At 70.7% G+C, this 12,382-nt stretch carries 9 protein-coding genes; 5 read left to right on the top strand and 4 right to left on the bottom strand.

Annotated elements, in window-relative coordinates; all coding sequences use genetic code 11:
* Positions 1–27 precede the first annotated feature (27 nt).
* A complete protein-coding gene (locus ACWCQ1_RS25880) occupies positions 28–1,461 on the bottom strand; it encodes a serine/threonine-protein kinase (protein ID WP_451027488.1) in 1,434 nt (477 codons plus the stop codon).
* A gap of 270 nt (positions 1,462–1,731) precedes the next feature.
* Here ACWCQ1_RS25880 and ACWCQ1_RS25885 point away from each other — a divergent pair, with 270 nt between their 5' ends.
* From ACWCQ1_RS25885 to ACWCQ1_RS25900, 4 genes are read left to right on the top strand one after another with little or no spacing between them, the layout of a single operon-like run.
* A complete protein-coding gene (locus ACWCQ1_RS25885) occupies positions 1,732–3,078 on the top strand; it encodes a GH25 family lysozyme (protein WP_358601558.1) in 1,347 nt (448 codons plus the stop codon).
* A 25-nt stretch (positions 3,079–3,103) separates the two neighbouring features.
* Positions 3,104–3,499, top strand: a complete 396-nt coding sequence (locus ACWCQ1_RS25890) for a hypothetical protein (RefSeq protein ID WP_133043855.1) — start codon at positions 3,104–3,106, stop codon at positions 3,497–3,499.
* A gap of 24 nt (positions 3,500–3,523) precedes the next feature.
* The gene (locus ACWCQ1_RS25895; protein WP_133043854.1) at positions 3,524–3,943 is read left to right on the top strand and encodes a hypothetical protein; all 420 of its coding nucleotides are present in this window, start codon (positions 3,524–3,526) and stop codon (positions 3,941–3,943) included.
* Positions 3,944–3,982: 39 nt separating this feature from the next.
* Positions 3,983–4,732, top strand: a complete 750-nt coding sequence (locus ACWCQ1_RS25900) for a D-Ala-D-Ala carboxypeptidase family metallohydrolase (protein WP_207929772.1) — start codon at positions 3,983–3,985, stop codon at positions 4,730–4,732.
* Between the two features lie 61 nt (positions 4,733–4,793).
* On the opposite strand, the gene ACWCQ1_RS25905 is transcribed toward ACWCQ1_RS25900, so the two are convergent.
* From ACWCQ1_RS25905 to ACWCQ1_RS25915, 3 genes are all read right to left on the bottom strand, one after another.
* Positions 4,794–5,816, bottom strand: a complete 1,023-nt coding sequence (locus ACWCQ1_RS25905; protein WP_451027489.1) for a helix-turn-helix domain-containing protein — start codon at positions 5,814–5,816, stop codon at positions 4,794–4,796.
* A gap of 125 nt (positions 5,817–5,941) precedes the next feature.
* Positions 5,942–9,268 carry a TIM-barrel domain-containing protein gene (locus ACWCQ1_RS25910; protein ID WP_358601292.1) on the bottom strand — a complete coding sequence of 1,109 codons (3,327 nt, stop codon included), beginning with the start codon at positions 9,266–9,268 and terminating at the stop codon, positions 5,942–5,944.
* Positions 9,269–9,407: 139 nt separating this feature from the next.
* On the bottom strand, positions 9,408–9,971 hold the full coding sequence (locus ACWCQ1_RS25915) for a dihydrofolate reductase family protein (protein WP_358601289.1): 564 nt from the start codon (positions 9,969–9,971) through the stop codon (positions 9,408–9,410).
* A 238-nt stretch (positions 9,972–10,209) separates the two neighbouring features.
* Here ACWCQ1_RS25915 and ACWCQ1_RS25920 point away from each other — a divergent pair, with 238 nt between their 5' ends.
* Entirely contained in the window at positions 10,210–12,375 is a 2,166-nt protein-coding gene (locus ACWCQ1_RS25920) for a SpoIIE family protein phosphatase (protein WP_358601286.1), read from the top strand.
* The last annotated feature ends 7 nt before the right edge of the window (positions 12,376–12,382 follow it).

Here is a 12,382-nt window from a genome sequence, read left to right on the forward strand (position 1 = left end):
CGACCGCCCGAGGACGGGGACGGCCCCCTAGCGGTCTTCGTGTGCGCTGTTGTCCTTCTTGCCCTTCCCTCCTTTGGCCCGCCCGAGCAGATCAGTCGGGGACTTCTTCTTGCCCCGTGCAGTGGCATCGGCCGGCGTGCCCTTGCCGGATGCCGACGCTGCGCGGTCGCTCGGATGCCGGTCCGGGCCGCTATCCGACGAGGAGTGAGCGCCGCCGCCTGGGGCCACGTCCCGAATCGGCTGGGCCGAGGAGGACGGGGTCGACGAGCGCGTCGGTGTGGCGGGGCTGTGGTCATCGCCGGTGGGAGTGCCGGGGGATGACGGCACGGCCGGGCTGCTGGCCGACGGAGCCGCTTCGCCGGTGGCACTGTGCTGCGAGAAGCCGTCGGTGACGACGAGACCCGCGGTGACGACGGCGGCCAGTGCGGCCGCGGATCCGCACATCCCAAGGCGGCTGCGGGCGAAGGCGGGCCGAAGTGCCGCCCAGGAGAGACCATGCGGCTTCGCGTCCGGCAGGAGGCCGTGGTGGGTTCCCCCGGCGTCTCCGTACTCCGCGGCCGCAGGCACGACGCTGCTCACGGCCGGGCACGCGGTCCGCTCCGCGGTGTGCGTCACCGCAGCCAGCTGAGCCAGGGTTCGGGCGCAGTCGTGTGCCGTGGGGCGGGTCTCTTCGTCCAGGGCGGTCATCTGACGCAGCAGGGTGGCCAGTTCGGCGGGCAGGAAGTCCGGGAGGGCCGGCGGGCGATGCACCCGGGCTATGGCCGCCTCCAGGGGCGTGCCGTCGTATTCGAGTCTGCCGGTGAGGCATTCGAGGAGGACCAGGCCGAGCGCGTAGACGTCGGCGGGGCGCCCCACGGGCCGGCCGAGTACCTGCTCGGGCGACAGATAGGCCGCCGTGCCGACCAGGGTGCCGGTGGCGGTCCGGGTGGTGGCGTCCAGGCGCCGGGAGATCCCGAAGTCGGTCAGATGAGGTCTGCCGGAGGCGTCCAGAAGGATGTTGGACGGTTTGACGTCCCGGTGGATGATCCCCTCTTCATGGGCGTGCGCGAGGGCGTCGGCGAGTTCGGAACCCAGCGCTGCGGTCGCCTCACTCGACAGAGGGCTCTGTGCGAGGCGGGCTTTGAGGGTGGGACCGTCGACGAGCTGCATGACCAGGAACGCCTCGCCGTCGTGGCGTCCGGCGTCGTACGCCGTCACCAGCCCCGGATGCTGCAGCCGGGCCAGGATGACCGCTTCGCTGCGGAAGTCCTCCTCCGTGTCGAAGCCGGTGCCGGCACGGAAGATCTTTACGGCCACCGGTCGTCGCAACCGCAGGTCGAAGCCCCGGTGGACGTCCGCCGCGCCTCCCGAGCCGATCAGCGCGTCCAGACGGTAACGGCCCGCCAGAATCCGGGCGAAGCGCCCGGACGGCCGGGCGCCCTGCGCCTCACGCAACCCCACCTCGATCTCCCCCTGCCTCACAGAACAGCACCACCGGACGCGGCCGCCGACCGGCCGCCAGTCGCAGGTACCCATCCAGCTCCCGCTTGCACGGAGAAGACACATCTCCGGCGTCGTTTGTGTCCGCCGGCGTCCCACATTCGTCCCACCACGAACCCGTCTTCGCAGGTCACACCCCTGAGACCATCCCTGCGTCCCAATTGGGGGGTGACGGGGTCCGGTCGGGGACGGGCGCTGCCAGCATGATCCGCGCCGGGGGCTCCCGGCCACTCATCAGAGGGGGAACACCAGATGGGACGAAGGACGCTACTGCGGGGTCTGACCCTCGCCGTGGCAGCGGTCCTGCCCCTGTGCGGGTCCGCGGTCGTGCAGGCGGCAGGGTCCGCCGCCACCGCGGTCGCGGTCTGCGGGCACACGAGCGAACAGCCCACACTGCAGCGGGGATCGACGGGGGACGCGGCGGCCGAGGCGCAGTGCGAGCTCAACCTGGCGACGAAACCGAGCCGGTACACGCCGATCGCGGCGGACGGCTCGTTCGGGCCGGCGACGGAGACGCGGGTCAAGGAGTTCCAGCGGTGTGCCGGGCTGGGCGTGGACGGTGTCCTCGGCCCGCAGACCTGGGCGGCGCTGAACACCTGGGCCGCCGGGCCGCACACCTGCGCCACCCAGGGCACGGCGAGTACGGCGCAGTCGACCGTGTGCGGCCACACCGACACGCGGCCGACGCTGCGCAAGGGCGCGAACGGCGTCGAGGTCAAGGAGGTGCAGTGCCGGCTGAACCTGGCCATGGAGCCGTACCACTATCCGCCGCTGACCGTCGACGGCGACTTCGGGGGTGGGACCGAGGGCCGGGTCATCGAGCTCCAGCACTGCGCCGGCCTCAGTGCCGACGGCGTCGTGGGCCCCAACACCTGGGCGAAGCTGGTGGATTGGTCCAGTCGTAACACGTACTGCACTCCCCCGCGCCCGGCCGGCTACTCCATCGACGGCCTGGACACGGCCAAGTACCAGCACCCGGGCGGTGCGCCGATCGACTGGAAGGCCGTGCGGGCCTCGGGTGTCGAGTTCGCGACGGTGAAGGCGACCCGGGGCATGAACGTCACCGACGAGTACCTCGCCACCGACCTCCCGGCGGCCAGGGCGGCGGGGCTGGCCGTCGCGCCGTACCACTTCTACACGGGCAGTTCGCCGGACACGGGTGCCGCGCAGGCCGACCGGTTCATCGCCGCCGTACGCGCGACCGGCTACTCCGGGCAGCGGGCGGGCGACCTTCCCCCGATCTTCGACCTGGAGCGCATGGACGACGGCACCGGACGCTGCCCCGTCTACGGCACGGTCGCCGACATCAAGGCCTGGCTCGACCGGGTCGAGGCCGCCTTCGGCCGCACTCCGATCATCTACACCCAGAAGTCCTTCCTGGACGACTGCCTGGGCTCGACGACCGCCTTCGCCCGCTATCCGATGCAACTCGCGGACTACCGCCAGTCGATCACCCAGCCGCCGCTGCCGAACGGCTCCACGACCTGGACGATGTGGCAGTACACCGACGCCGCGCTGTTCCCGGGCATCCAGGCACCGGCGACCGCGGACGTGTTCAACGGCACCCAGGCCGATCTGGACCGTCTGGCCAATCGCTGACCCCGCCCGCGACAGGAGAACCCGCATGACCACCCGGTTCGCACGCGCGCTTCCGGTCGCGCTGCTCGTGGCCCTCGGCCTCACCGCACCGGCGACCGCCTCCGCCTCGGCCGCTCCGGCCGCCGCGGCGACCTCCTGCTACGGCGGGGCGGTCACCGTGCACTACGGGGACGCGCTCGAGTTCGGCCCCTACTGGACCACGAGCCGCTGCAACGACATCAACATGCGCGTCATCGGCGGAACCGCCGACTACGTCAACGCCTGCGTGAAGTTCGCGAAGTACGGCACCTGCAACCACTGGACCAGGGTCGGCCGGAGCTGGACGACCATCGCCACCGACGTCCTGGACGACAGCAAGTTCACGGTGCCCGCCGGCGTGCCCCTGGAGGGCGACGACGCCGTCATGCAGATCGCCTACTGACCCCCCTCATCCACGGAGACCACCATGATCAGCACAAGGGCGTTCGCCTCGGCCCTGTTCACCACCGCCGCGCTGCTGACGGCGGGCGTCGCGCCCGCCTCGGCGCAGCCCTCGGCCGCCGCCACCAGCTGCTACGGCGGGGCCAAGACCCTGACGTACCACTACCAGGCGGCCGCCAAGGAGTACGGCACCTACACCACGACCTCGCGGTGCAACGACATCAACATGCGCCTCCTCACGGACGGGCCGCAGGGCATCTACCTGGACGCCTGTGTGGTCTTCGTCGACCACACCAGCAAGTGCAACAACGACGACGCGTACACCACGCACGGAACCGAGTGGGCCACCGTCGCCACCGACGTCAAGGACGGCACCCACTTCGTCCTGCGGGTGCACGCCTACGACATCGACGCGCAGAACGTCACCTTCCAGATCGCCTACTGACCGCTCGCCCCACCGCTCACCGTTCCCGAAAGGACGACCATGGCTTCCTCCTTCCGCCCCATGAACCGCCGCACCATGCTGCGGGGCACCCTGGCCGCCGGCGCCGGCGTCGCGTTCGGCCAGCTGCTGTTCTCCGGCACCGCCCAGGCCTATTCGTGGTCGCGCACCCTCAACCAGGGCGACAGCGGCGCCGACGTGACCGAGCTGCAGATCCGGGTCGCCGGCTGGGCGGCGGACAGCGCCAGCCACAGCCGCGTCAGCATCGACGGCGACTTCGGCCCCGGTACGGCGGCGGCCGTGCGCCGGTTCCAGGCGGCGTACGGCCTCTCCGCCGACGGCAGCGTCGGGCCCAACACCCAGGCCAAGCTCAACTCCCTGGAGCAGTCGGACGGTTCCACGCTGCACTTCAACTGGAGCGAGTTCGTCAACCAGTCGGACGGCACCTTCAACGGCGGCAAGCTCAGCGCCTCGCAGGTGAAGGAGAACGTCCGCCGCTGCATGTACAAGCTGGAGGCGCTGCGCAAGAAGCTGGGCGACAAGCCGATCACCGTCAACTCCGGCTTCCGCAGCATCGCGCACAACGCCGAGATCGGAGGCGCCAGCGACAGCATGCACCTGTACGGCACCGCGGCCGACCTCGACGTGTCCGGCGTGGCCAACAAGACCGTCTACCAGAAGGCGGAGACCTGCGGGTTCTCCGGGCTGGAGACGTACAACACCGACCACCAGCACGTCGACAGCCGGGCCGACCTCGGCCGTGACTGGTGGTGGGAGGACGGCACGGTCTGACGCCGCTGTCGGGGGAGTGGAGCTCCGGGTGTCGCCGCGGCGGCGCCCGGAGCTCCACGCTTCAGCTCTTCGGCGTGTTCTTGAGGGCCGCCTGGCAGGAGGGCCAGTCGTGGAAGTCGTGCCGTACGGCCCACAGCCGGTGGGCGGCCCTGATGTTCCAGTCCGGGTCGAACGCGCGCAGCGGTGTGCCGCCGAGGTCGCGCAGGCGGGCGTCGGATATCTGGAAGACGCCCCAGTTGCGGCTGCCGTTGGTGTTGGGCAGCACGTACAGGGGGTCGAGGAACGAGGCGCAGCGGGCGATGGCCACGGCGGTGCCGGGGTCCTCGGCGAACACCTCCCGGATCCGCTTCGCCACCCGGTCCGGCGACCAGGTCACCATGCTCACCTTCTGCGCGTACAGCGCCTTCTTGGTGTCCTCGTCGACCACGCCCCTGGCCGTCACGCCCGCCAGCACCTGGAAGGCGGTCACCCTGCGCAGGGTCTCCGGCCCGAAGTCACTGTCGACGGCGAGCTTTCCCTTGGCCCGCACCAGCAGGCTCTGCACCTCGCGCACGCACTCGTCGTGCTCCCCCATGCTCACCGTCGCGCATCCCGGGGAGTCCAGCACCTTGTCCCCGGTGGGAGAGTCGCCGACGGAGTCCTGGGAGGGCAGCCACACGAAGCCGGCCACCAGCATCACCGCGACCACGGCGGCCAGGATCGCGAGCCGGGGTGACAGCTGCCGGGGCAGCCAGGACCGTGGCGGCTCCTCGTCGAGGGTGGCCGTCGGCGGCGTGACATCGTCCGGTGCGGGACTGGTCCGCACCTCCTCCTCGGCCGTGGGCTCCGGCGTGTCCCGTTCGCTGTCCGCCAGAGCCCACAACCGGTGCAGCTCGCGCAGCTCCTCCGCACTCGCACCGCACACCTTGGCGAAGGCGTGCACCACCCGGTAGTCCGCCGGGACGCTGAGGCCGGAGCAGTACCGATGGAGGCTGGAACCGCTGACGCCCGCCTCCTTGCCGAGGCGGTCGTATCCCCGGCCACTGCGCTCTTTCAGCATCCGCAGGTATGCGGCGAATTTCTCGGTTCGCGGAGAGGCAGCCACAGATCCACCCTTGTTCAAGCCCCTACTGACGGGTAGAAGTTACACCGCGGAAGGGAAGTGGCGAGCCTTTTCCTGTGGGGCGCCTGTCTGCAATTCCCTTGTAAATGACACGGTTTGAAAAAGTGTCAACCCCTCTCTCCCTTCGTGGAAAGGGATTTCGCAGCCGAGTCCTGGTAGGTGACGCTGATCGGGCCGTGGACGGTGTGCCGGGGAAGGGTGATCGTGAGTGTTCCGGTGGAGCCGTCCCAGCGGTAGTCGCGCGGGGTCAGCCGCACTCCGGTCGCGCTCACCTTGGCCGGCCCACCGGTCGTGCCAAGGACGGACAGGGTCCACCGGCGGCTTTGCACCTGGTCGTGGAAGGTGCCCCGCGCCGGGTCGATCGACACGGTGTGGCGCGTGCCCTTGTCCTCGTACCGCACGGTCGTGGTGGCGCTGTGTCCCTCCCCCCCGGTGGTTCCGTCGTCCTCGTACAGGCGGTACGAGCCCGACGCGCCGGCGGCGACGGTCAGGGTGACGTCGGTGAGCGGGTTGCGGTCGTTGTCGGTGACGTCATGGGTGCGGGTCGGCAGGATGCCGCCGGCCCGGACGAACACCGGCATGGTGTCCAGGCCGGTGGTGATGTCCTGGGTGGTGCCGCCCTGGTAGGTCCGGCCGGTGAAGTAGTCGGTCCACCGGCCGGGCGGGAACCACACGCTGGTGGTCGCCGTCGTGCCCGGTGTCGTCACCGGGGCGATCAGGACGTCGGAGCCGTAGAAGTACTCGCTGGTGGCCGTCTCGTAGGCCCGTGCCTCGTCCGGATACTCCAGGTAGGTCGGACGGACGATCGGTACACCGGTCCGGTTCGCCTCCGCGGCCAGTGCGTAGGTGTACGGCACCAGGTTCTCGCGGAGGTTGAGGAACCTGTCGGCCGACTTCCGCGCCTGTGTGCCGTACTGCCACGGCAGCCGGTCGCTGTGGTTGCTGTGCAGCCGGTCGATCGGCTGGAAGGCGCCGAACTGCACCCAGCGCGCGTACAGGTCGTCGGGGAGCTTGTGCGTGGTACGGGTCTGGCCGCCATCGGTGTAGGTCTCCGAACCGGTCAGCCCTGTCGTGTCGTTGTGCCCGCCGATGTCGTGGGTGATGGCCGCGGTCCCGGTCGCGGCGGACTCCCCCGGCGTGTAGCCGACCTCCAGTTTCAGCGTGCCCCAGGTGGAGGCGGTGTCGCCGGTGAAGTGCACGGTGGTGCGCTTGTCCGCCCAAGGTCCGGTCGGCAGCGCCTGCTGGCCGCTGTAACCGCCCGCCTGGAGGGAGCCGTAGGCGCGGGAGAGGACGAATCCGCGGCTGTCGGTCCCGCCGGTGAGGGTGGCGTACTGCTGGTTGATCCAGGCGTCCGGTGTGACGCCCCGCAGTGACGACTGGGAGGAGTCGCAGCACCAGTCGAGCCACCAGAAGTCGTTGCCCTGTTCGTCCAGGGTCCGGTGCAGGTCCAGGTACGCCTTGAGCTGGTCGGGGTCACCGAAGTCGAAGGTGTAGCAGGTGTCGTCGACCGCGGCGGCCGCGGCGCAACCGCCCTTCGTCAGCTTGCCCTTGGCCGTGGACTGCGCCCGGGCGAACTGCGGGTCGGAGGCGAGGATGCTCGGGTGCACGTTGAGGGTGTTGTGCAGCCCCTGCGCGGCCGACCAGTCGAAGAAGCCCTTCGGGTCGGGGAACTTGGCCGGGTCCATCTCCCAACCGCTCCAGGTGTTGACGGCCTTGAAGTCCGTGTCGGTCACCAGTACGTCCAGCGGCACGTGTTCGGACCGGAAGGCAGGAAGGATCGCGTGCTCGTAGTCCGCCGCGGTGCGGTCGATGTACTCCGAGTACCACACGCCGTACGCCCACTGCGGCAGCAGCTGCGGTGGTCCGGTCAGGGTGGACAGGTCGGTGAGTGCCTGCTTGTAGGCGTGGCCGTAACCGAACAGGTAGCCGTCCTGGTAGGGCGAAGCGCCGTGCGAGGGGCGGGGGGTGGCCTTCTTGGAGGCGGTGTCGTAGAGCGCCGAGGGGGTGTCGTCCAGCAGGTACCAGCCGTCCCGGTGCAGCAGACCGGGGGTGGTGACCGGGGCGCTGCCGTCGCCGTTCACGCCGTCCAGGCCCCGGCGGTAGCCGCCGAGGGCGAGGTGCGGCGCGGGTGCGGCCTGCTGCGGGGCGGCCACGGAGACGGTGTCGAGGTTGACGTGGCAGCTCGTCGCCTCGGGGCAGTCGAGGGTGACGTCGTTGTCACCCGCCTTGAGGGCGATGGGTACCGAGGCGGTCGCCCAGGTGTCCCAGTCCTGTGTCGCCGACAGTGTCAGGGGGGCGGTGGCGCTGCCGGCGGAGACGGAGGCGGTACGGGTCTGGTGGAGGCCGTCGCCGCCGGTGCCGTTGGCGTAGCGCACCCGCAGGGTGTACGTGCCGTCGGCCGGAACGCCGACCACATGGGTGGTCAGGCTCGCGCCCTTGGTGAGCTCCGCGACGAAGCCGTTGCCCGCGTATCCCGTGTGGTCGGTGGCGCTTACGGCGCTGCCGCCGGTCCTTCCGGCCTCCGCCTCGCAGCTCGTGCCGAGCAGGCAGTCGGTGATCGCCGTGCTGTCGACCGGCGGATAGGCGTCACCGGGGTGGACCAGGGCGACGCTGTCGACGTTGACGTCGCCGCTGTCCGAGGCGGTCCGGGTCAGAGCGATCGTGTGGTGGCCGGCGGTCAGGTCGAGGTGCGCGGTGGCCAGGGTCCAGGTGTCCCAGTCGGCCGTGGTCGGCAGGGTCACCGTCCGTGGCTCGCCGCCGTCCACCGAGAGGGTCAGCGTTCGGGCGCGGGTCTGGCCGTCCGCGCCACGGGAGTTGGCGTATCGCAGGCCGAACTGGTACGCACCGGCCTGCTTGACATCGATGTCGGCGGATGCCGAACTGCCGGTGCCCTCGAAGCCCGCCGCGAAGCCGGTGCCGGTGTGGCCGGCGTGGTCGGCCGCCACGGACAGCCCGTTCAGCTGAAGGCTCTCCGCCTCGCACAGCGCACCGACCTCGCAGGTCAGCCGCTGCCACGGGGTGGCGGTCACCGGGGTACCGCCTGCAGTCAAATGCACTGACAGATTGCGGGCGTTGAAGGGCCCGGAGCCCACCTGATAGCGCAGGGTCAGCGCCCTCGTCCTGATGGTCAGCCAACCTCCGGACGTGGTGGCCGTGTAGGCGGCCGGGTCGAAACCGCCGCGCCCGATCGCGTTGAAGGTCGGGGCATCGGTGAACTCGCCGTCGCCCGCGTACTCGGTGCGGATCAGCGTCGGCGAGAGGATCTCGAACCGAGCGTCCCCCGACCTGACCGTCGGAATGCGATGCCCCTGCGAACTCCTGGCCGACGCCGGCGGGGCCCCTGTCAGCGTCGCGGCGGCGATGGCGAGAGCGGCGACCGCGCCCGCCTGCCGCCGTATGGATCCGAGCCGTCGTCTCTTCGATGCGGCTGCCATGTCAACTCCGTTTCCCTGCAAGCCGGATGACACCTACGTGCTCGCGTCGGGTGTGCGAGTGGCGCGAGGGTACGTCGTTGACAGCGGTGCTGATAAGACCCCGTTCAGGTCGGTGTCCGGCCGGGACGGGGACGGTCGGCTAGCGCACCACCCGGTGGCGGAGGTAGACGAAGCGGGAGCTGAAGGTGCGGGTCTCGAGGAGTTCGAGGTCCACCCGGCGCTCGTCGCGGGGGAAGAACGGAATGCCTCCGCCGACCAGTACCGGGTAGACGATGGCCCGGTACTCGTCGATCAGACCCGCGGCGGCCACTTCGGCGGCGAGGGTGGCCCCTCCGATCGCGATCTCGCCCTCACCGGGCTCGTTGCGCAACCGTTCGATCTCCTCCGCCACGCTGCCGGAAGCCAGGCGGGCGTTTCCCTGCACCGCCTGCAGGGTGGAGGAGAACACCACCTTGGGCAGCGGCTTCCACAGCGCGGTCCACTCCTGCTCCGCCTCGCCGAGCGACGGATCCTGGTCGGCCGTCTCCCAGTACAACATCGTCTCGTACAGCCGTCGTCCCATCAGGTGGACGCCGACGTCTCGGATCTCGTCGATCCAGAAGCGGAAGACGTCCGGGTCCGGCGCCGTCCAGTCGAAACGGCCGTCCGGTCCGACGATGTATCCGTCGAGCGACATGCTCATCGAATAGGTCACGCTGCGCATCAGAAGTCCTCCTCGGTGCCGGGACCGAGACTAGGGCCGCCAGGAGATCATTTCCTTGAGAGACATCACGGCGTCCGCGTTTTCCCGGCTCGGGCTCCTTCACCGAGGGCTCCCCTACGGCCACGACGGCGTTTTGTGCTATCCAAGAGGTGTGCGGTGAGGGATCTCGGGGCTCGATCGCACGTACTCGGGAATGCCTCTCCGGTGTGTGCCGGAGTCAGCGAGCTGAGTGAGCCGCATGGACCCCACATCCTCCTCATCGCCCGACTCGCCGTTCGACATGGTCAGCGGCGCCCTGGCGGACTACGTCCCCCGGGCGGGAGCCACGGCGGCCCGCTCGCAGAGCGCCCGCCGCGGCCAGGGACCCGCAGGTGAGAGGCGTGAGGGCGGGGGTCAGGAACAGATCCTCGCGGTGGTCAACCTCGACCGGAATCTGACGATCACCAGCTGCAATCTGGACGCGCCCCCTTTCGCCGGTGTCACCGCCGCGCCGGGCACGGCCTTCTCCGCGCTGCTGCCGCCCGAGGACGTACCGACGGTCACCGAGAGGCTGCGCAACGTCATCGAGACCCATGAGGCGCACGTCGCCCGGGTGCAGCGCCTGCGGCGGGACGACGGCACCGACCTGGTGGTCTCGATGAGCATCCTGCCTGCCGCGGCGTCACAGGGCGGGCTGACGGTCTCCCTGATCGCCATGGCCAGACGGCTGCATCTGTACGCCTCCGCCGCCGCGATCGGGACGTCCCTGGACATCGGCGAGACAGCGCAGTCCCTGGCCCAGTCCCTGCTGGCCTGGGGTGACGTGGCCGCCGTGGACTTCGATTTCGCCGTGTGGACAGGAGAGGCGGTCAGCGAGCAGGCGCACGAGCGCATCCGGCTGCGCCGGGCGGCCCTGGCACCGGACCGGGCCTGGCCCGAGGGGTATCTGACGCGTGGGGACAACCTTCCCCGCGAGGCGAGCCGTCTGCTGGTGGGCGCGGTGACGCGCGACGACGTGCCGCGGGCCATCGTCATTCCCGACCGTGCGGCGATCGAGCGGGTGCTCGGCGATCCCCGGCTGGTGCGCGCCCTGGTGCCCGGCAACCTGCCCGCGAGCGTGGCGTGCATACCGCTGGTGGTCAGAGGGCCGGAAGGCACTCCGGGACCCATCGTGCTGGGGCTGACGGAGGTCTGGCGCCGACCGGATCATCCCTTCCGTGACAGCGAGCTGCTCGACCTGCAGGAACTCGTGGCCAAGACCGCCCGGCACGTGGATCTGGCCCGCCAGCATCAGCGGGAGCACGCCCAGGTCCTGGCACTGCAGCGCCGACTGCTGCCGCGGACCGGCAGCGACACCATCGAGGTCGCCAGCGTCTACCAGCCCACCACCCCCGACAGCGCGGGCGTCGGCGGGGACTGGGTGAACAGCTTCCCGCTGCCGGGCGACCGTACCGCGCTGGTGGTCGGTGACGTGGTCGGGCACGGTCTGGGGGCCGCGGCCGCCATGGGCCAGCTGAGCATGGAGGCCCGCGCGCTGCTGTCGGCGGGGCTGGGCCCGGACGAGGTCCTGGAGCGTCTCGACGAGACGGTCACCCTCCTCGACGACACGGACGCGGGCCTGGCGGCCGGCTACAGCGCGCTGGGCTCGACGTGCTGCATCGCGGTCTACGATCCCGTCGACCACCGCGTCGTCATGTCCAACGCGGGGCACCTGCCCCCGATCCTCGTTCGCCCGGACGGCTCAGCCACCACCGTCACCGCCCTGCCGCATCCCGGACTGGGTGCCGAGTTCGCGGTGCGGGAGCCGTTCGACCTGCAGTCGTTCGCCGCACCGCCCGGATCGCTCCTCGCCCTGTACACCGACGGCCTGGTGGAGGACCCGGTGGCCTCCATCGACGAGGGCATCGGGCGGCTGAAGGAAGCGGTGCGCGAGGTGCACCCCTGGGACGATCTGCAGCAGGCCGCGCGTCGCGTGGTCGCCGAGCTGGCCCCGCAGGGGCGCCTGCGCGACGACGTGACCCTGCTGCTCGCCCGTACGACCGGCCGGCGCAGCCGGGACACGGCGACCTGGCGGCTGCCCGCCGCCGACGACACCGCCGCCCGCGCCCGCGCTCTGGTCGCCGACCTGCTGCTGCGATGGCACACCAGCGACCAGGGCCGGGACAGCGCGCTGCTGGTGATCAGCGAGCTGGTCACCAACGCCGTCCTCTTCGGCACCGGGCCCGTCACGATACGGCTGGTCAAAGCAGGCCACCGCCTCACGTGCGAGGTCGGCGACGTGGGCAACGGCCGGCCGCGGCTGCGTCGCGCCGAGCTGCTCGGCGACAGCGGGCGCGGCCTGCACGTGGTCCACAAGCTCACCACGCGCTGGGGCGTGCGGTGGACCGACACCGGAAAGGCCGTCTGGGCGGAACTCGACGTGTAGGGCGGCT

It is taken from the genome of Streptomyces sp. NPDC002144 (assembly GCF_053593695.1).

Coding starts and splice junctions, on each gene's coding strand:
- ACWCQ1_RS25920 (WP_358601286.1), top strand. CDS start 10,210: ATGGACCCCACATCCTCCTCATCGCCCGACTCGCCGTTCGACATGGTC.
- ACWCQ1_RS25895 (WP_133043854.1), top strand. CDS start 3,524: ATGATCAGCACAAGGGCGTTCGCCTCGGCCCTGTTCACCACCGCCGCG.
- ACWCQ1_RS25915 (WP_358601289.1), bottom strand. CDS start 9,971: ATGCGCAGCGTGACCTATTCGATGAGCATGTCGCTCGACGGATACATC.
- ACWCQ1_RS25885 (WP_358601558.1), top strand. CDS start 1,732: ATGGGACGAAGGACGCTACTGCGGGGTCTGACCCTCGCCGTGGCAGCG.
- ACWCQ1_RS25910 (WP_358601292.1), bottom strand. CDS start 9,268: ATGGCAGCCGCATCGAAGAGACGACGGCTCGGATCCATACGGCGGCAG.
- ACWCQ1_RS25890 (WP_133043855.1), top strand. CDS start 3,104: ATGACCACCCGGTTCGCACGCGCGCTTCCGGTCGCGCTGCTCGTGGCC.
- ACWCQ1_RS25900 (WP_207929772.1), top strand. CDS start 3,983: ATGGCTTCCTCCTTCCGCCCCATGAACCGCCGCACCATGCTGCGGGGC.